Origin of the sequence: Allosphingosinicella deserti, assembly GCF_003012735.1 — a bacterium.
GTDB lineage: Bacteria > Pseudomonadota > Alphaproteobacteria > Sphingomonadales > Sphingomonadaceae > Allosphingosinicella > Allosphingosinicella deserti.
The window spans coordinates 500,482-519,863 of record NZ_PXYI01000005.1 but is presented as its reverse complement, the minus strand read 5'-3'; the positions used below and the strand labels follow the sequence as shown (position 1 = coordinate 519,863).

Sequence of the window (19,382 nt, the reverse complement as noted above, 5' to 3'; positions counted from 1 at the left end):
TGCCGCCGTCCAGGATGTCGTTGCCGGCGCCCCCGTCGAGAGTGTCGTTGCTGACCCCGCCGGTGATCAGATTGGCGAGCGCATTGCCGATGAGCGTCTGCCCGACGCTCCCGGTGCCGGTGAGGTTTTCGAGATTATCAACGAGGGTGAAGCTCGACACGCTCGTGCGCACTTCGTCGATGCCCGCATTCGCCGCCTCGATGATGCTATCCAGGCCGTCGGTGAGATAGATGTCGTCGCCGAGACCACCCTTGAGCGTGTCGGCAAGCGCGCCTCCGTCCAGGACGTCGTTGCCGGCGCCGCCGTCGAGATTGTCCTTGCCGCCGCCGCCGTACAGCGTGTCGGCACCAGCCCCGGCAATGATGATGTTCTGCATGCCGTTGCCCGTCAGCACTTGGCCCGTGCTCGCCGTGCCGGTGAGATATTCGATGTTCGGGTTCAAGGTGAAGCTCGCCGCCGCAGTGCGCACCTCGTCTACCCCTGCACCAACCGCCTCGGTCACGGCGTCGTCGCCGTCGGCGAAATAGACATCGTTGCCGAGTCCGCCCTGAAGCGTGTCGATGCCGCCGGCGCCGTTGAGCGTGTCATTGCCGGCGCCGCCGGTAATGACGTTTGCCAGCGCATTGCCGATCAGCGCCTGCCCGGCGCTACCCGTGCCCGTGAGGTTTTCGACATTGGCAGAGAGCGTGAAGGTGGAGGCAGCCGTGCGAACCTCGTCGATACCCTCACCGGCGAGTTCCACGATCGTGTCCTTCGCGTCGGCATGGTAGATGTCGTTGCCGGTACCGCCCTTCAGCGTATCCGCGCCGCTCGTGCCGTACAGCTGATCGTGGCCGGCCGTCGCCGCGGGGACGGACGCAGCAGGCGCGGACACAGCGTCGGCCGGAGCCTTGTCCGGCGCGGCGACCGGTGCGGGCACGGGTGTCGCGGCGGGTGCAGTCGGTGCCAGGGCCGCGCTCGATCCGGAACCGGTGACCAGCGTTTCGACGATACCGTTCGCGCCCATGGTTCCGACACGGAGATCCAGATCGTTCAAGGTGATCGAACCATGGCCCCCGATCACCTCCGCGCCGAAATTGATGCAGGCGAGATATTCTTCGGCGGAGATGATGCCGAGTGACTGCAGGTGCGCGATGACCTTGCCGATGTCGATCGTCCCGGCGAGCATGTCCTTGTCCGCCACGACGGCCGTGTAGGTACCGGTTCTGTAGATGGTGGCGGTAAATGCGCCGTCGACATAGGTACCGATCACATTGCCGAACGGCTGAACGTCGCCTTTGTGGACCCAGATCATCAGTTCGTTGGTGATCGTCGGCTTGCTTCCGTTCGGCTTGGTCGTGAACCAGACGTCGTAAGAGACATTGTAGCCGCCGACGTTGCCCCGCATCGTGACGTCATGTGTCGCAGTCAGGCCGGTCAGGCTGCCCACCCGCGCAGGAAAGACGCGCGTGGTGTCGGTCGGGTTGATCTGCTCACCCTGTGGCGAGACCCCGAACAGGACGTTGGGATACGCCTTGATCGGTGCTGCGACCTGCGTGACGTAGGGAAAGTCCCAATTGAAGATCGTGCCCTTGGTCATGTCGGTCTTGTTGTAGATGGCGTCCACGCTGTAATCCGTGCCGAATTTCAGGCTTCCAGCACCCCAGGCATTGGTCAGCACGTACCAGCCGTGGGCATTGTAGCCGCGGTCTGCACCGTACATCTGCGTGTAGCCAAGCGGCACGGGGGCCTTGGGAAGGGCAAACCCGAAATCGGTCGGATCCAGATCGCTGAGCGCGACGTTCCGAAGCACCAGGCTTTCGCCATTGCCGAACGCGAGCTTGAGATCGCTACCGATCTGCTGGCTATGCGAGACGATCTGATCGAAATTGCTGATGTTGTATCCGTTCAGGCGCACGATGTCGAAGCCCGGCGTGAAAGAATAGATGGCGTCCGATCCATTCCCCGCGGTGACGACGAAGATATCGGCTCCCACACCGCCGACAAGGACATCGTCTCCGCCCAACCCATTGAGCGTTGCCGCGACACCACCTGCGACGATGATGTTGTTGAGCGCATTGCCGGTCCCGGCCGTCATCCCCTTGCCGTTGAGAATGAGGTTCTCGATATTCGCCGACAGGGTCGCTCCGCCCCAGTAGTAAGCGTAGACCGTGTCATTCCCCTGCCCACTGGATTCCGTCGCGGCCGCAGAGATCGCCCAAAGATGGTAGGTATCGTCTCCCAGTCCACCGATGAGCGTGTCTCCAGTCACGCCCTGAAAGATGTCGCCGTAGCTGGTCCCAGTACGCACGATATTGCTGCCGGCCGAGGACACCCAGTTCGTGCCTTTCGGTGAGAGCTTCAGTTCAATGCCTTTAGCCGTGAGATACATGGTAAGCACTTCCAGAGATTGTTCGCCCTCTGATTAGCTTGCTCTGCGTTGCAACATGGTGTTCAGTCAGCGTTAGTTTCGAATTAACCAAACATAAATTAGGTCCGTAAAACTACTTATCTCCTTACGCGGATTAGCGAACCGTATCGGCAAGATCCTGTTAGGCATAAACGATTTCACGATTTCGATGCGCGTGTGCGTGCATGTGCAGCGGGAGGGCTTTGGCGGATCGATGCAAACGAATGCGCGCTCCGAGATGGAGACCTCTTGGCCGCGTTTTACCTTTGGTTAACCAAGATGAGCCGATTCGAAGCTATGACGGTTAGCATATGAAAGCGGATTTTGGGACGACTCATGAGGAGAGATTGAGATCAAGTCTCTATCTTTCCGCGATATATTCTGACGTCCGGTTTGCAGGTAGGGTGATCGATCTACATTCTATATGACGAAACTGTGATCGTACGGGAGACCGGAACCGCAATCGTGCGGCTTTAACCTTTGGTCAACTACTCCACCGATAGGGGAATGGCCTCGATTGAGGAGCGAAGTTGCATGGCCAAGCCTCAGATACGCATCGACACGGACGCGCAAGCCCCCGCGCCGGAAGTGCCCTTTGCCCTCCCGCGGGGCGAGACGCTCAGCCCGGCACACGAGCTGCAGCGCAACCTCGCGCAACGACTTCACGCCGAGCGCCTCGAGCTGGCGCTTCCGCTTCGTTCCCCCATGGAAGAGCGTGCGGAATGGCTGATTTCGCAGACTTCGCGCTACGCCGGGCCGGTGGCCTTGCTCGCCGCAACGGCGGGACTGATCAGCCTCTTCTTCTAAACGCCGCTCTCCCAAACGGTCCTTTTTCAGGACAGGGCGTGCTGCACCGCAGCGCACTTTGACGATTCCCCCTAGCGATCTGCCTCGAATCGGGGTAGGTATATTGCACTGCACAATGTACGGTGCATAACGCATCCGAAGCGACGCTTGGGGGTTCGCCTAATGGAAGCCAGTGTTCATCAGAGTTTCGTCGCTGCTGTAAAAGCGAACAACGCCGGCGGCTTGAAGCAATCGAGCTTCTCCAGAAAGACGCTCCGCGTCATGCTCTATGCCAAGATGTTTGGCTTCGACATGGCAGCTTTGCTGATTGGCCCGATGTTGGCAACCAATGTCTTGGTTGCACTCGGCTACCCTCGTGGCGATTTCTACGCCACACTCGTCGTAGCCTTGATCTACGGTGCGATCGCGATGATGCGCGGCGTGTATTCGCGCGACGCTCTCTCCCGCGCGGTCGAGGGAATCCGGCGTGCGCTGTTCGCCTTCGCAAGCGCGACATTCATGGTCTTGGTCGTCGCCTTCTTCCTCAAGAGCGGAGCCGAGATCTCACGGCTCAATTTCGCCGCAGGCACGGCGACGGCGGCGCTGCTGATGATCGCAGGGCGCATCTATTTCCCGCGTTATGCGCACCGTCTTGCCGGCGGCACCCTGCTCGACGAGTTGGTGGTCATGCATGGCAAGCCGATGCGCAGCCACTTTGGCACGGCGACGATCGTCGACGCCGATCAGATCGGCCTGCGCCCGGACCTCAGCGACCCCAAGATGCTCAGCTATTTCGGCACGATCGTGCAGGCGTTCGATCGCGTGCTGATCGACAGCCGCAGCGAGGATCACCGCGCCTGGGCCTTGCTGCTCAAGGGTGCGAACGTTGACGGCGAAATCCTGCTCGACGAAGCCAACGAGGTCGGTGCGATCGCGATGCACACGTTCGAAGGCAAGGACACTCTGGTCGTCGCACGGCAGCCGCTCAGCCTCGCCAACCGCATGCAGAAGCGCCTGCTCGATCTCTCGGTGGCGGTGCCGCTGATCATCCTTCTGCTGCCGGTGCTTGCGCTCGTCGCCCTGGTGATCAAGCTCGAATCCCCGGGGCCGGTCTTCTTCCGCCAGAATCGCGTCGGCCGCGGCAACCGCCTGTTCCAGGTGCTGAAGTTCCGCAGCATGCGCACCGATCTGTGCGATGCCGACGGCAACCGCTCCGCCTCGCGCGACGACGATCGCATCACCCGCTTCGGCCGCATCATCCGGGCCACCAGCGTCGACGAGCTGCCGCAGCTGCTCAACGTGCTGATGGGCGACATGAGCCTCGTCGGGCCGCGCCCGCACGCGCTCGGCTCGCTCGCCGGCAATCGGCTGTTCTGGCAGGTCGACGAAACCTATTGGTTGCGCCATCAGCTCAAGCCCGGGATCACCGGTCTTGCCCAGGTCCGCGGCTATCGCGGCGCGACGGTGGAAGCGACCGATCTTACCGACCGGCTGCAGTCCGACATGGAATATATCCAGGGCTGGGACATCTGGCGCGACGTCGCCATCCTGGTGAACACCCTTCGAGTCGTCGCCCACAAGAACGCCTTTTAGGGGCTTTGCGGGCGGCGGCCGCGGCCGGCTGCGCCATCCCTCCGGATCAGCTGCGGTCGAATGCGCTGAGATCCGGTGGCAGCAGGCGCACCGAAGGATCGCCCGCCCCCTCCGCAGTCACCGGAGCCCGCCAGCCGGGCCACCCATCCGACGCAACCGCCGCCGCGATCAATTTCCGGGTCAGCCAGGTCGCCTCGGCCGGCAGTGCATCGGGGGCGAATTCCGCGATCGCATCCACTTCGAGCGAAGGGCGGCCATCGTAGACGGCCTCCGTCATCAGGAACAACGCCGCGAGGCCGCGTCGATATTCCGGTTGATGCTCGAAATTGCAGACATGATGCAGCGCGCCGAAGCCTGAAAGCCGCAATTCCTCCCGCATCTCCCGAGCCACCGCCGCCTCCGGCGCCTCGCGGCGCTTCAATCCGCCGCCGGGCAGTCGCCAGCCCGGCGTATAGGTCTGGCGGACGAGCACGATCTTGCCGGCCGGAGTCAGCACCACCGCGTGGACTCCGAGCGCTTCCGGCCGGGTGACGAACCAGATCGCGGTCCGTCCGCGCTGGAAGGTCGTCACGGCAACGCGAACAAGGAAACGCCACATATCGGGTCACCCTCTGGAGTTGAAACCGCACCTCTGTCGGGCTGCGCCGGCTTCGACAAGCGCCGCGCGACAGCAATCGCGTTTCGATGGACCTTGAGCTCGCCCGGCTGGCCTGATTACGCTCGTGCGCGCGAGCGTCGGACCGCGCCGCGATGGAGAGGGGTGATATGGCCGGGATGTGCTGGAAGAGGATCGCACGCGTCGCGCGGCGGTCGATCGCGGGCGCGCTGCTGGTCGGCGCGGCAAGTGCCGCTGCCGCAGCGCCGCGCGGTGCGTCGGAGGTCGAGAGCTGGCTGACCACCCCCGATGGTACGGCCCGCCTGTCCGAGCGGCCGCGAATCGTGCTGCAGCCCGGCTCTCCGGCTGGCGCGATCCGGGTCGACCGGACTCGCCGCTATCAGGAGATGGTGGGCTTCGGCGCGGCGATCTCCGATGCTTCGGCTTACCTGATCCAGAACAAGCTGGCTCCGGCCAAGCGCGATGCCCTGCTGCGGGATCTGTTCGGCCGCGACGGGGGAGTCGGTTTCTCGTTTACCCGGCTGACGATCGGCGGATCGGATTTCTCGCGCACCCATCAAAGCTATGACGACCGGCCGGCGGGCGAGAGCGACCCGGCGCTGCGGCATTTCTCGGTGCGGATCGCCGAGCAGGAGGTCTTGCCGGTCGCCCGCGCCGCGCGCGCGATCAACACTTCGCTCAAGATCATGGCGACGCCGTGGAGCCCGCCCGGCTGGATGAAGACCAGCGGATCGATGATCAAGGGCACGCTTCGCGACGAATATCGCGCCGCCTTCGCAACCTATCTGCGGCGCACGGTTCAGGATTTCGGGGCCAGAGGCGTTCCCATCGACTATCTCAGCATCCAGAACGAGCCGGATTTCGAACCGGACGATTATCCCGGCATGCGCCTGTCCGCGGCGCAGCGGGCGGCGATCATCGGCCACTATGTCGGGCCCGAATTCGCCCGTGCCGGCCTCGCCACCAGGATCCTCGAATGGGATCACAATTGGGACAAGCCCGAGCAGCCGCTGGCCGTGCTCGCCGATCCCGAGGCGGCGCGCTTCGTCAGCGGCGTCGCCTGGCATTGCTACGGCGGCGACGTCTCTGCGCAGAGCAAGGTGCGCGATCTCCACCCGGACAAGGACGTCTTCTTCACCGAATGTTCGGGCGGCGAATGGTCGCCGGGCTGGACCGAGGCGTGGCCGTGGATGATGCGCAATCTCATCATCGGCACGACCCGGAACTGGGCGCGCGGCGTGCTGCTGTGGAATCTCGCCCTCGACGAGAATTTCGGGCCGCATCTCGGCGGCTGCGGCAATTGCCGCGGCGTGGTGACGATCGACAGCAAGACCGGGGCGGTCACCCGCAATCCGGAATATTATGCGCTGGGGCATCTCAGCCGTTTCGTGCCTCGAGGTGCCCGTCGTATCGAGTCCACCAGCCCCGACCCGGATCTGCTGACGGTGGCGTTCGAGGACGAGGGCGCATTGGTTTTGCTGGCCTTCAACGCCGGCAAGAAGGCCCTGGCATTCGCAGTGGCGAGCGACGGCCGGCATTTCCGAACCCGACTCGCCCCGAACGCTGCCGCGACGTTCCGCTGGCCCGCCGCCCGGTGACGGGCCGAAGCCCCGGCGCCGCCTTCGTCCCGGTCACTTCCCTGTTCTTCGCCTGGGGCTTCCTTTCCGCCAACAACGATCCGCTCGTCGCCGCCCTGCGCGAGATCTTCCGCCTGAGCTACACCGAGGCGCTGCTCACGCATTTCGTCTCCTTCGTCGCATTCGGCCTCGTTTCGCTTCCCGCCGCCGCCCTGCTCGCGCGGCTCGGATCGGTAAACACCATCCTTGCGGCCCTCGGGGCGATGATTGCCGGCTGCCTGATCATCCAGGCGACCCGGATCGTTCACGATTACCGCCTCGTCCTCGCCGGCCTGTTCGTTGCCGCAGGCGGGATCACGGCGCTCCAGGTCGCGGCAAACCCGATCGCCGCGTCCGCCGGGGCGCCGGAGCGCAGCCACTTCCGGCTGACTCTGGCGCAATTCTTCAATTCCCTGGGGGTGGTCTGCGGCGTTCATTTCGGCGCCAGCCTGATCCTCGGCGGCGGGCTGCACGATCTCGGGGCGATCCAGAATGCGTTCCTGGTGCTCGCCTCGGCCTTGGCGCTGCTCGCCGGCGGCGTCCGGCTTGCACGGGGCGGCATCGCGGCCGCGGCTGCCGATGTTCCCGCGAGTTCCGCCCGGGATCTCCTGGCGGCCTTCGGCTCGCGCTGGGCGCTGCTCGGCACCCTTGCCATCGCCGTCTATGTCGGCGCCGAGGTGACGATCGGCAGCATCATGATCAATTTCCTGTCCGCGCCGGAGCGGCTCGGAATCCCGCTGGCCGAGGCGGGCGTTTACCTCGCCAACATCTACTGGGGCGGCGCGCTTGCCGGGCGGCTGATCGGGGCGCTGCTGATGATCCGCTTTCCCGCGGCACGCCTGCTGATGGGCGCGGCAACCATCGCAGCCGGCCTCTGCGCCGCCGTGCTGGTCACCACTGGTCCGATTGCCGCCTATGCGGCGCTGTCGATCGGCCTGTTCAACGCGATCATGTTCCCCACCATCTTCGCCCTCACGCTGGAACGGGCGGATGCGCCGATCCCCGCCACCTCCGGGTTGCTCTGCCTCGGCATCGCCTTCGGGGCGCCGGTTCCACTGATCGCGGCCCAGATTGCCGACCGCTCGGGCCTCGCGCTCGCCTTCGCGGTGCCGCTTGCGGCCTATGCCTACATCCTGCTGTTCGCCTTGCTGTGCACGCGCACCCACGGTCGCCGCTTGTCACTGTCGAGCGGAGCGCATTAAGACGGGAGGAGTTGCAACGGGGGACGGGCTTGGCGGGCGAGAAACCGACGATCGATGATGTCGCCCGCGTTGCCGGCGTCGGCCGCACGACCGTGTCGCGCGTGCTGAACCAGGGGCCGAACGTCCGGCCGGAGGTACGCGACAAGGTCATGCAGGCGGTCGACGCACTCGGCTACCGCGTCAACGAGCAGGCGCGCAGCCTCGCGAGCGGCGCCAAGCGCGAGATCGCCCTCGTCCACGCCTCCAACCTCGATACCGAGCCGAACTCTTATTACAATGCCGGCCTGGAGCTCGGCGCGATGCGCGCCTGCGCAGAACACGGCTTCCATCTCACCAATCACAACATCAATCAGAATGCCCCCGATCGCAGCGTGCGCGTCCGCGCGCTGCTCGCCGCCGGGCGCTATGAAGGGGTCATCCTCACCCCGCCTTTCTCCGATGACGTGGCGCTGATCCGCGCGGTGCGCGCCGGCGGCGCCGCGGTGGTCTCGATCTCGGCGGGGCCGGACGGCCGCGCGGTCGCGCCGTCGGTGGGCATCGATGATTTCGAGGCCGGCCGCGACATCGCCGCGTATCTGATCGGGCTCGGCCACCGCCGCTTCGGGTTCATCCTGGGCATCGAAGGCCATGTCTCCGCCGAAGGACGATTCGCAGGCTTCCTCAAGGCACTCGAGCAAGCGGGCCTGCCCGCCGACGAGGTCGTGGTGGAGCGCGGCAAGTTCACCTTCCATTCGGGTATCGCCTGCGCCGAGGCGATCCTCGCCCGTTCGCCGCGGCCGACGGCGCTCGTCTGCGCCAACGACGACATGGCCGCCGGAGCGACCCTCACCGTCCACAAGAGCGGCCTCGAAATCCCGCGCGACATCTCGGTCACCGGCTTCGACGACACTCCGGTGTCGGAGATCATTTGGCCACCGCTGACCACCGTCCATCAGCCGATCCGCGAAATGGGGCGCCGCGCGGCGGAACTCGCCATCGAGGCGGTCACCGACCGGGAGCGGCGTCCCGCCAGGCCCACGCTCGACCTCATTCCCCATCATATCGTGGAGCGCGAATCCGCAGCATCTCCGCGCACTTGAGCTTCGCTACACCTTCCTCGCGATTCTTCTTGGAAGCGCTTCCAAACTAATATATTGGAAGCGCTTCCAAGGCACACGACTCCGGCAACGAACCGGCGCGTGCGACGCGGAGGAACCATAAGCGGCACAAAGATGGCCGCGAAGAGGGGGGATGACGTGAAACGACGCCACACTGCACGCACGCGAGCGCCACGGCTCGGACAATTTGGCGGCGCCGCACTTTCGGCGCTGGCGCTCTCGCTAGCATCGGCCACGCAGGCACAGGACGTGACGGAACCGGCCGAGGACGAAGCGCAGGCGAGCAATGCCGAACCCGCGGGCGACCAGGGCAATGCGGGCGGCGAGACGGCGATCATCGTCACCGGCATCCGCGGCGGCCTCGCCCGCTCGATCGATCTCAAGCGGCAGGAGACGTCGATCGTCGAAGCGATCTCGGCCGAGGATATCGGCAAGCTGCCCGACGTCAGCATCGCGGAATCGATCGCACGGCTGCCCGGCTTGGCCGCCCAGCGCGTCAACGGTCGCGCCCAGGTGATCTCGATCCGCGGCCTCGCACCCGATTTCACCACGACGCTCCTCAATGGCCGCCAGCAGGCGAGCTCGGGCGACAATCGCGCCGTCGAGTTCGATCAATATCCCTCGGAGCTGCTCGGCAGCGTCGTCATCTACAAGACTCCCGATGCGGAGATCTCCGGCATGGGCCTGTCCGGCACCGCCGATCTGCGCACCGTGCGGCCTTTGGACTTCAAGGAGCGTACGGTCGCGGTCAACATCCGCGGCGAGAAGACCGAGGGCGACCGGCTGAACGACGATGTCCGTAACTGGGGCGGCCGCGCCAGCATCTCGTATATCGACAAGTTCCTCGACGGCACGCTCGGCATCGCGCTCGGCTATGCCCACCTCGATTCCCCTTCCGCCAACCGGCATTACAAGGCCTATGGCTATGAGGCCTTCGGCTCCGCCGTGACGCCGGATTCCGCCGCCAATGCCCTGCTCCTCAACGGCCAGGAAGTGTTCGCAACCTCGCGGCTCAATCGCCGCGACGCCGGAATCGCGATCATCGAATGGCAGCCGGACGAGACCGTCCACTCGACGCTGGACCTGTATTATTCCAAGTTCCGGCAGGAGGAGACGACCCGCGGCGCCCAATGGTTCTCCAACGGCTTCGCCGACAACGCCACATTCTCCGACGTCACGACGGAGACACGCGGCGGCTCCCTGATCGCGACCGGCGGGACGCTGCGCAACGGCGTTCCGATCCTCCGCAACGACCACAATACGAGGCGCGACGAAATTTTCTCGGCGGGTCTCAACAACGAGTTCAAGCTCGACGAGCGCACGATGTTCGAGCTCGACCTGTCCTATTCGAAGAACAAGCGGCGCGAGCAGATCCTGGAAACCTATGCCGGCTACGGCCGCGGCATCGGCGGAGTCACGCCCGCCACAGGGGATGTCGGGCGCACGTTCGACACGATCGGCTTCGAACTCGCCGAAGACGGCTACCCGAGCTACGATCCGGGCCTCAACTACGCCGACGCCGCGCAGGTGTCGCTCGGCGACCGTGCCCCCTGGGGCGGCTGGGGCCATGACGGCGCGATCCGCTTCCCAGACGTCGAGGAGAGCATCGGCGCGATCGACGCCGAGCTCAGCCACGAGATGGACGGATTCCTCAGCAAGATCAGCGCTGGCGTCAACTGGACCCACCGCACCAAGACCAAGCGGGTCGACGATTTCGATCTGTTCCTGAAGGGGGGCCGCCAGCAGGCCCTCGTCGACTCACAATATCTCGTCGATCCCACCGATCTCGACTGGGTCGGCTTCGGCCCGGTGCTGAGCGTCGACATGTCCGAGGCGCTCGACGTTTACTACACTCGCGCACCCATCCTCGACGCCAATTACTTCGACAAGAATTGGGACATCCGCGAGGATGTCGTCACCACCTTCGTCAAGGCCGATTTCCGCGCCGGCAACCTGCGCGGCAATATCGGCGTCCAGATGGTCAACCAGGATCAGAGATCGACCGGCGTGGTGATCAACGGCCTGGAACCGGGGCAGCCGATCGTCCCGGTGCTGCGCTCCGCCGGCGACAGCTACACCGACATTCTCCCCAGCCTGAACGTGATCTGGGATCTCGGCGGCGGCCACCGGCTGCGCTTCGCCGCATCCAAGACGATGGCACGCCCGCGCATGGACGAGATGCGGGCCAACGTCACGCCCGGGTTCAACGCGCTGGTCTGCACCGGTCAGCCCTGCACGCCCGGGCAGACGGTCAATCCCTGGTCGGCCTCAGGCGGCAACCCGAATCTGAAGCCGTGGCGGGCCAAGGCGCTCGACGTCGCCTACGAATGGTATGTCGATCGCACGACCTATTTCGCGGTCGCCGGTTTCTACAAGAAGCTCGACACCTACATCTACCAGCGCTCCGATCTGTTCGACTTCTCGGGGATTCCGCTGCCGACCACGGCCTCGTCGATCCCGGCCGGCATCGTGATCAGTCCGATCGGCCAGATCACCCTCCCCGCCAATGGCGACGGCGGTACGATCAAGGGCGTCGAGTTCAGCGGCGCGATCGATCTCGGTACAGTGTTCGACCCGCTGCGGGGCCTCGGCTTCATCGGCAGCCTGTCGCTGACGGATTCCAACCTCAACCCGGCCGACAACGGGCAGGAGGTTCGCATCCCCGGCCTGTCCGGCACGATCTACAATCTCACCGCTTATTACGAGCGCGGCGGCTTCCAGGCCCGGATCAGCCAGCGTTACCGCTCCGCCTTCAAGGGCGAGGTGGTGCAGTTGTTCGCAACACGCGGTTTCACCGAGATCCTCGCCGACAAGCAGGTCGACGCGCAGATCGGCTACACGTTCGAGAGCGGGTCGCTCGAAGGCCTCGGAATCCTCTTCCAGGTCAACAATCTCACCGACTCCCCCTACCGGACCCGGCTCGGGCTCGACAGCGGCGGGACCAAGACGTCGGACGGCACCAGCCTGCTCGAAACCTACGAGAAATATGGCCGGCAATTCCTGCTCGGCTTCAACTACCGATTCTGACGAACCGGCCCGCCGCAGCCTTGTGGCGGGCCACTTTCTTTGCCGATGCGCGGCACGAGCAATGACATGATTGGAGAACTTCGATGGGCGTTTCGCGGCTGACCCTGGCCATGCTGACTGTCCTGGCGCTGCCCGCCGCAGCGGGGGGCGCGGTCGATCCCAGGCCGGCCGCACCGGCGACGGCCAAGCCGCTCGCCGATTGGCCGGCGGTGAAGAGCGCAGTAGGCCGGGATCCGAAGATCGAGCGCCGCATCGCCTCGATCCTCGCCGGCATGACGCTCGAGCAGAAGATCGGGCAGATGACCCAGCCCGACGTGCGCTACATCGCTCCCGACCAGGTCCGCCAATATCATATCGGATCGGTGCTGAACGGCGGCGGCGCTTGGCCTGCCATGAACAAGCATGCGACGGTGAAGGAATGGGCCGATCTTGCGCAGGCATTCCACGCGGCCGCAATGCAGACGGATGCGAAGGTGAAGATCCCGCTGATCTGGGGCACCGATGCGGTTCACGGCCACAACAATGTCCTCGGCGCGACGGTCTTCCCGCACAATATCGGCCTTGGTGCCGCCCGCGATCCGCAGCTGGTCGAGGAGATCGCCCGCGCCACCGCGAAGGCGTCGCGTGCGACCGGGATCAGCTGGGTGTTCGCACCGACGCTCGCGGTGGCGCAGGATCAGCGTTGGGGACGGACCTATGAAAGCTTCTCATCCGACCCGGCGCTCGTCCGCCTGTACGGGGCGGCAGCAGTGCGCGGACTCCAGGGCACGCTGACCGGCGACGGCGACGTGGTCGCGACCGCCAAACACTATCTCGCCGATGGCGGCACGGTGCACGGCAACGACCAGGGCGAGGCCCGCACCTCCCGCCTTGATCTGATCAACGTCCACGGTGCCGGCTATTATAGCGCACTCGCCGCGGGCGCGCAGACGGTGATGGCATCGTACAGCAGCTGGACCGACGCGGGCTCCGGCGCGGCCGGCGGCAAGATGCACGGCAACCGCGCCCTGCTGACCGACGCGCTGAAGGGACGGATGGGCTTCGACGGCTTCGTCGTCTCCGATTGGAATGCGATCGAGCAGGTGCCGGGCTGCACCAAGGCTCATTGCCCCGCCTCGATCAACGCCGGCGTCGACATGGTGATGGTCCCGGAGGACTGGCGCGCATTCATCGCCAACACCGTCGCCGACGTGAAGGCCGGCCGGATCGCGATGGCACGGATCGACGACGCGGTGACCCGCATCCTCCGGGTCAAGCTCCGTGCCGGCCTGTTCGAGCGCCTGCCCGCCGCCGGCGCGTTCAACGGCAGGGCGGATGCGCTTGAGGCACGCGATCTGGCCCGACGCGCGGTGCGGGAATCTCTGGTGCTGCTCAAGAACAACGACGCCGTCCTGCCGCTTCGCCGGGGCGGTCGCGTGCTGGTCGTCGGCAAGAGCGCCGACAGCCTGTCCAATCAGTCGGGCGGCTGGACTCGCACCTGGCAGGGCACCGAGAACACAAATGCCGATTTCGGGACCGGCCAGACCCTGCTCGCCGCGCTGCGCGAGGCGCTCGGCGCCGATGGCGTCGAGTTCAACGAAACCGGTGCGGGCGTCGACCCGGCGAAATACACGGCCGTCATCGCGGTGATCGGCGAGACGCCTTATGCCGAATATAATGGCGACATCGACTGGCCGGCGCCGCTCCAGCACAGCGCCCGGTACAAGGAGGATCTTGCCGTCCTCGACGCCGTCTCGGGCCGCGGCGCGCCGGTGGTGACGATCTTCTATTCGGGCCGGACCGTCTATGCCAACGACCTGCTCAACCGTTCGGACGCGTTCGTCGCGGCCTGGCTGCCGGGGACGGAAGCCGCCGGCATTGCCGACCTGCTGCTGCGCGACGGCAATGGCCGCATCGCCTATGATTTCCGCGGGAGCCTGCCGTTCGCCTGGCCGGGCGACGCCTGCACCTCCACCGTCAATGGCACGATTCTCTTCCGGCCGGGCTACGGCCTGCGCTACGACAGCCCCAAGGCGGTCTCGGCGCTGACCTTCACGCCGGCGCCCGAGGCGTGCGGCTGAGCCGTCTCGAAGCGGGGGGAGTGGCATGGACGAGTGCGCGCTGAAGCGGATCCTGATCGTCGGCGGCGGCTCCGCCGGCTGGATGACGGCCGCGCTCTTCGCCCACCTCTTCCAGGGCGTTTACGAGATCAGGCTGATCGAGAGCGAGGAGATCGGGACGGTCGGTGTCGGCGAAGCCACCATCCCGGCGATCAAGAAATATAACGAACTGCTCGATCTCGACGAGCGCGAGTTCGTGCGGCAGACCAAGGGCACGTTCAAGCTTGGCATCCAGTTCAACGACTGGCTGCGGCCGGGATCGCGCTACATCCACGGCTTCGGCGTGATCGGCCAGGATCTCGGCTGGCTGCGCTGCCATCAATATTGGCTGAAGGCCCGTGCGATGGGCAAGGCCTCCGACTTCGCCGCTTATTCGATCAATACGGCGGCCGCGTTGCACAACCGCTTCATCCCCGCACAGGCGAAGATGAAGGATTCGCCGCTCGGCCATATCGCCCATGCCTACCATTTCGATGCCGGTCTCTACGCCCGCTTCCTCCGCGACCGCGCCGAACGCGAAGGGGTGATCCGCACCGAGGGCAAGGTCGTCGACGTATCGCTGCGCAGCGAGGACGGTTTCATCGAGGCGGTCACCTTGGCGAGCGGCGAGCGGATCGAAGCCGATCTCTTCATCGACTGCTCGGGCTTCCGGGGCCTGTTGATCGAGCAGGCGCTCGAGACCGGCTACGAGGACTGGACGCACTGGCTGCCCTGCGATCGCGCGATCGCGGTGCCGTGCAGCCGCTCCGACGATTTCACGCCTTACACGCGCGCCACGGCCCGTGCCGCCGGCTGGCAATGGCGGATCCCGCTCCAGCACCGCACCGGCAACGGCCATGTCTTTGCCAGCCGCTACATGGACGAGGCGGAGGCCGAGCGAATCCTGCTCGCCAACCTCGACGGGGAGCCGCTCGCCGAGCCGAATCGCCTGCGCTTCGTCACCGGCAAGAGGCGCAAGACCTGGAACCGCAACTGCGTTGCGCTCGGCCTGGCCGCCGGGTTCATGGAGCCACTGGAATCGACCAGCCTCTACCTCATTCAATCGGCGGCTATCCGGCTTGCCAGGCTGTTTCCCGACAGAAGCTTCGATCCGGAGAATATCGCCGAATTCAACCGCCAGACCGACTTCGAATATGAGCGCACCCGCGACTTCATCATCCTTCATTACAAGGCGACGGAGCGCGACGACACGTCGTTCTGGCGCCATGTCCGCGACATGGAGGTGCCGGAGACGCTTCGCCGCAAGATCCACCTGTTCGCCGCCAACGGCCGCATCTTCCGCGAGGACGAGGAATTGTTCAGCGAGGAGAGCTGGATCCAGGTGCTGATCGGCCAGGGCGTGATCCCACGGCGCCACGATCCGCTGGTCGATCTCAGAAGCGACGCGGAGCTGCTCAAGTTCCTCGGCGATATCGAGACGGTGATCGCGAAGTGCGTCGACGTGATGCCGAGTCACGCCGAATTCGTCGAGAAATTCGTTGCGAGCTAACGCGGCGCCGAACATGAGCCGATCGGCGGATCCTGTGTCGGACGCAGGACGCCGCGCTGCAGCGGGATCCGGACGCGCAGCCACACGCTGCGGATCTTGACCTCGACGGACAGGCCGACCCGGGTCCATCCCGCCTTGCGGAAGGCACGGATCGAGGGGCCGTTGGTCCACCAGATGAAGGCGATCAGGCTGTCGACGCCCAGCTGCTGATAATGATCGCAGGCGTCGCGGATCAGGCGCGCGGCAAAGCCCCGGCCCCGGAACCGCTCCTCGGTGACGATGTCGACCAGGGCGATCTGCTCCGCCCCGAGCGGCCAGATCGATCCGAACTCGTAGCTTCCGAACGCGGCGAAATGGGCGATCGCAACGATCTGGCTGCCGAGCATCAGCACCCGTCCCTGCAAACCCGCGCGCGTGTAGGACAGGCTGTTGCGCACCTTGTGGGTGGGGCTTCGGCCAAGCGCCGCGGCGCCCTCGTCGTCGAGCATCGCGGCAGCGACGTCACCGCGCGCCGGCGCGCTGGCCCTCTGGGCCGGTGAGGCCACGATCCAGTTGACACGGTAGTCCGTGAGGAGTGCCGCCGCCAAACTTTTGATCCACTGCTTCAGCATACCGCTCGACCTCGCGGTCCGGGAAAAGGCTTCCGGGGCCGAAACGGGCACCAAGCAGTCTGCGCGCGCGAACTCAATGGCCGCAAACCGACTGTCCTGCGATGGCACGCCCCCCAAGGTGAGGCGGCAGTTCAGTCCACGACCCGGGGTCGCGAGCGCTTGCCAATCCGCTGCCGTCGGGCCAAGCAATCGCGTCGACCACCCGATCGGAGCGATTGCATGGCGGCTGGCTCGCCGCGGATACCGTTGATCCGCTTCTCGACCGACGACTTTCCCGAAGGCGAACAATTCGCCGCCTGGCACCGGGCGATGGCGCCGATGTTCGAGATCCCGGCGCCGCCGGCCGATTCCGATTTCGGGGAACGGCGTTCACCTACCTGATGGGCCGGATGGCGTTCGGCGGCACGATGTCGACGCACTTGCCTATTCGCGCACCGCGGCGAAGATCAAGGCCGACGGGATCGACCACTATCTCATCCGGCTCGATTTCACGCCCGAAACGCCGGAGGGTCTGTTGTTCGTGATCGATCTCGCCCAGCCGATAGAGCTGCCGCTGGCGCCGATGCACTGCCTGTGCATCTTCATTCCGCGGGACATGATCGACACTGCGATCAAGGGCTTCGCGGCCCTTCACGGCCAGGTCGTGAGCGGTGCCCGGGGTCGCATCTTCGCCGATCACATGAAGGTGCTCGCGCGGCAGGCGGGCGGCCTCGCCATGGAGGACGGGCCGGCGATGGCGGACAGTTGCGTCGCCTTGATGCGCGCCTGCCTCGAGCCGCGGGGCGGTACCGGCGAGGAGACGAGGAGCGTGCTCGACGCGACCCAAATGGGCCGCGCCCGGTGCTTCATCGACGCCCATCTGGCGGCACCGGACCTCGGCCCCGACATGCTCAGTGATTGCCTCGCGACGTCCCGTGCCGCCCTCTACCGTCTGTTCCGGCCGGTTGGCGGCGTCGCCCGGTTCATCCAGCAGCGGCGGCTGCAGCGCATCCACGATCTGCTGTGCAGCCCAGACGAGCATCGTCGGATCAGCGAGATCGCTTTGACCTATGGCTTTGCCGATGAAGCGAGCTTCAGCCGCGCGTTCAAGCGGGAATATGGCTATACTGCGCGCGACGCACGCGCCCAGCGCGGGCTGCAGAGGGTCGAGCGGCTCGCCGGCGATCCCGAGCGCCTGACCCTCTCCCCGCCCGACCGCATGATGATGTGGGGCGATTGGATAACGAAGCTGGCCGACTGATCCCCGCACTCGCCGCGTCGCCGGGTCCTTTCGTCACGCCTCCGGAACGCACCGGAGTTCGGCGCGTTGGGCAGCTTCAGGAGGATGCGATGAAAGATACCGGCGGTCACGACGCGCAGCGGAGCGTCTTCAATCTCATGCGTCGCCAGCCGACCGAGGCCGAGCGCCAGCTCATCCTGCGCAGCCCCTTCTCTCAGCGCCGCTGAGCCACTCGCCGCTTCGGCCTCGTTGCGGCGTCGCATTAATTACGCTTCCGGATCGTTGATTCTCCTCAACGAACTTGCGGGATCGCGCCCGGACGTGCGCTGAAGGCCGTCTGGCCTTCCCACGAGAGCCGATCCGGCTAGGATCGGCTTCAGGGAACGCGGAGCGACCAAGTGGCCGGAACATGGACTCGTTGATCACGGCTGCGGCCCGCGCGCTCGCGGCGGGCGATCCCCTCGGGGCGCTCAACCGGATCGCGTTGCGCGACGACGCCCCCGGCCTGGCGCTGCGCGGGATCGCGATGGCGCAGCTCGGCGACTTCGGTCGCGCGAAGATGCTCCTGCGTCGTGCCGCGCGCGGTTTCGGACCGCGGGAAAGGGTGGCCCGCGCACGCTGCCTCGTCGCGGAGGCTGAGATCGCTTTCGTATCCCGGGATCTCGGCTGGCGGCCACGGGCGCTCGAAACGGCGCGGGCGACGCTTGCCCGCCATGGCGACTGGATCAACGCCGCCCATGCCGGGCATCTCGCCGTGCGCCGCCTGCTGCTGATCGGCCGCGTCGACGAGGCGGAGGCCGCTTTGTCCGGGATCGCGCCAGCCGCCCTGCCGCCCTCCAGGCGGGCGGCGCACGAGCTTGCGGCGGCCGGTATCGCCATCCGGCGCCTGAGCACCGATGCGGCCCGGACGGCGCTGGACCGCGCCGGAGCGGCGGCGCGGGAGTCCGGCATATCAGCGTTGATCGCCGAAGTGGACAGCGCCAACCGGCTACTCGCAACCCCGGCCGCGCGGTTGATCGAGGACGGTAGCGAACGCCTGCTCCTGCTCGACGAGGTCGAAGCCCTGCTTGCGTCGGACAGCCTCGTCCTCGACGCCTGCCGCCATGCCGTTCGCCGCGGTGCGCACGCGATCTCGCTGGCGACGCGCCCTGTGCTGTTCGCGCTCGCCCGCTTGCTGTGCGAGGCCTGGCCGGGCGACGCCGACAGACGCACCTTGCTGACCAAGGCCTTCCACGCGCGCTTCGTCGACGATTCCCACCGGGCCCGGTTGCGGGTCGAGATCGGCCGCCTGCGCGCCGCGCTCGGCGGCTTGGCCGAGATCCGCGCGACCGAGCGGGGCTTCCTGCTCGCACCGGCGCGCCCCGGCCGCATCGTCGTGCTGGCGCCGCCGGTCGATTCCCCCCATGCGGACATCCTCGCGCTGCTGGCCGACGGCGAGGCCTGGTCGAGCTCGGCGCTTGCCCTTGCCCTCGATACCGGTCAGCGGACGGTCCAGCGCGCGCTCGAGGCGCTGTCGGGTGCGGGGAAGGTACAGGCGTTCGGCCGCGGCCGCGCACGTCGCTGGATGGCGCCGGCCATGCCCGGTTTCCCGACAGCCTTGTTACTCCCCGTCGCGCATTCGTCCCGTTAGGATCGCGG

At 66.0% G+C, this 19,382-nt stretch carries 14 protein-coding genes; 11 read left to right on the top strand and 3 right to left on the bottom strand.

Features of this window, described 5'->3' with window-relative positions; translation table 11 throughout:
• The coding region (locus tag C7I55_RS29275) for a GH12 family glycosyl hydrolase domain-containing protein (protein ID WP_408640614.1) at positions 1 to 2,290 on the bottom strand (2,290 nt) is incomplete at its 3' end.
• 633 nt (positions 2,291 to 2,923) lie between these two features.
• Here C7I55_RS29275 and C7I55_RS17555 point away from each other — a divergent pair.
• Together C7I55_RS17555 and C7I55_RS17550 are read left to right on the top strand one after the other, a co-directional pair.
• Positions 2,924 to 3,196: a hypothetical protein gene (locus C7I55_RS17555; RefSeq protein ID WP_106514294.1), complete on the top strand. Its 273-nt coding sequence runs from the start codon at positions 2,924 to 2,926 to the stop codon at positions 3,194 to 3,196.
• Positions 3,197 to 3,358: 162 nt separating this feature from the next.
• The gene (locus C7I55_RS17550) at positions 3,359 to 4,768 is read left to right on the top strand and encodes an exopolysaccharide biosynthesis polyprenyl glycosylphosphotransferase (protein ID WP_106514293.1); all 1,410 of its coding nucleotides are present in this window, start codon (positions 3,359 to 3,361) and stop codon (positions 4,766 to 4,768) included.
• Positions 4,769 to 4,814: 46 nt separating this feature from the next.
• Here C7I55_RS17550 and C7I55_RS17545 read toward each other — a convergent pair whose 3' ends face one another.
• Positions 4,815 to 5,366 carry an NUDIX domain-containing protein gene (locus C7I55_RS17545; protein ID WP_106514292.1) on the bottom strand — a complete coding sequence of 184 codons (552 nt, stop codon included), beginning with the start codon at positions 5,364 to 5,366 and terminating at the stop codon, positions 4,815 to 4,817.
• 167 nt (positions 5,367 to 5,533) lie between these two features.
• On the opposite strand from C7I55_RS17545, the gene C7I55_RS17540 reads away from it, so the two are divergent.
• The 6 genes from C7I55_RS17540 to C7I55_RS17515 all read left to right on the top strand — a co-directional run bounded on the left by C7I55_RS17540 (position 5,534) and on the right by C7I55_RS17515 (position 15,914).
• Positions 5,534 to 6,982 carry a glycoside hydrolase family 30 protein gene (locus tag C7I55_RS17540; RefSeq protein WP_199192869.1) on the top strand — a complete coding sequence of 483 codons (1,449 nt, stop codon included), beginning with the start codon at positions 5,534 to 5,536 and terminating at the stop codon, positions 6,980 to 6,982.
• Complete coding sequence (locus C7I55_RS17535) at positions 6,979 to 8,202, top strand: MFS transporter (RefSeq protein ID WP_106514291.1); 1,224 nt, start codon at positions 6,979 to 6,981, stop codon at positions 8,200 to 8,202. Before C7I55_RS17540 ends, C7I55_RS17535 begins: the two co-directional genes overlap by 4 nt.
• A gap of 29 nt (positions 8,203 to 8,231) precedes the next feature.
• Positions 8,232 to 9,281, top strand: a complete 1,050-nt coding sequence (locus C7I55_RS17530; RefSeq protein ID WP_106514290.1) for a LacI family DNA-binding transcriptional regulator — start codon at positions 8,232 to 8,234, stop codon at positions 9,279 to 9,281.
• Between the two features lie 156 nt (positions 9,282 to 9,437).
• Entirely contained in the window at positions 9,438 to 12,326 is a 2,889-nt protein-coding gene (locus C7I55_RS17525; protein WP_199192868.1) for a TonB-dependent receptor, read from the top strand.
• Positions 12,327 to 12,409: 83 nt separating this feature from the next.
• Positions 12,410 to 14,386 (top strand): glycoside hydrolase family 3 protein, encoded by a 1,977-nt coding sequence (locus C7I55_RS17520; protein ID WP_199192867.1) that lies wholly within the window; start codon positions 12,410 to 12,412, stop codon positions 14,384 to 14,386.
• A 25-nt stretch (positions 14,387 to 14,411) separates the two neighbouring features.
• On the top strand, positions 14,412 to 15,914 hold the full coding sequence (locus C7I55_RS17515; protein ID WP_106514288.1) for a tryptophan halogenase family protein: 1,503 nt from the start codon (positions 14,412 to 14,414) through the stop codon (positions 15,912 to 15,914).
• Here the strand turns inward: C7I55_RS17515 and C7I55_RS17510 are convergent.
• Positions 15,911 to 16,501, bottom strand: coding sequence for a GNAT family N-acetyltransferase (locus C7I55_RS17510; RefSeq protein WP_158266472.1), 591 nt, complete (start codon positions 16,499 to 16,501; stop codon positions 15,911 to 15,913). The genes C7I55_RS17515 and C7I55_RS17510 overlap by 4 nt on opposite strands.
• A gap of 243 nt (positions 16,502 to 16,744) precedes the next feature.
• Between C7I55_RS17510 and C7I55_RS28210 the strand changes: the two genes are divergently transcribed.
• From C7I55_RS28210 to C7I55_RS17500, 3 genes are all read left to right on the top strand, one after another.
• Positions 16,745 to 16,906, top strand: coding sequence for a hypothetical protein (locus C7I55_RS28210; RefSeq protein WP_158266471.1), 162 nt, complete (start codon positions 16,745 to 16,747; stop codon positions 16,904 to 16,906).
• A 139-nt stretch (positions 16,907 to 17,045) separates the two neighbouring features.
• Complete coding sequence (locus C7I55_RS17505; RefSeq protein WP_233222274.1) at positions 17,046 to 17,765, top strand: helix-turn-helix domain-containing protein; 720 nt, start codon at positions 17,046 to 17,048, stop codon at positions 17,763 to 17,765.
• A 388-nt stretch (positions 17,766 to 18,153) separates the two neighbouring features.
• Positions 18,154 to 19,374 carry a helix-turn-helix domain-containing protein gene (locus tag C7I55_RS17500; RefSeq protein WP_106514285.1) on the top strand — a complete coding sequence of 407 codons (1,221 nt, stop codon included), beginning with the start codon at positions 18,154 to 18,156 and terminating at the stop codon, positions 19,372 to 19,374.
• Positions 19,375 to 19,382 lie beyond the last annotated feature (8 nt).

Coding starts and splice junctions, on each gene's coding strand:
- C7I55_RS17555 (WP_106514294.1), top strand. CDS start 2,924: ATGGCCAAGCCTCAGATACGCATCGACACGGACGCGCAAGCCCCCGCG.
- C7I55_RS17550 (WP_106514293.1), top strand. CDS start 3,359: ATGGAAGCCAGTGTTCATCAGAGTTTCGTCGCTGCTGTAAAAGCGAAC.
- C7I55_RS17545 (WP_106514292.1), bottom strand. CDS start 5,366: ATGTGGCGTTTCCTTGTTCGCGTTGCCGTGACGACCTTCCAGCGCGGA.
- C7I55_RS17540 (WP_199192869.1), top strand. CDS start 5,534: ATGGCCGGGATGTGCTGGAAGAGGATCGCACGCGTCGCGCGGCGGTCG.
- C7I55_RS17520 (WP_199192867.1), top strand. CDS start 12,410: ATGGGCGTTTCGCGGCTGACCCTGGCCATGCTGACTGTCCTGGCGCTG.
- C7I55_RS17515 (WP_106514288.1), top strand. CDS start 14,412: ATGGACGAGTGCGCGCTGAAGCGGATCCTGATCGTCGGCGGCGGCTCC.
- C7I55_RS28210 (WP_158266471.1), top strand. CDS start 16,745: ATGGCGGCTGGCTCGCCGCGGATACCGTTGATCCGCTTCTCGACCGAC.
- C7I55_RS17500 (WP_106514285.1), top strand. CDS start 18,154: ATGGACTCGTTGATCACGGCTGCGGCCCGCGCGCTCGCGGCGGGCGAT.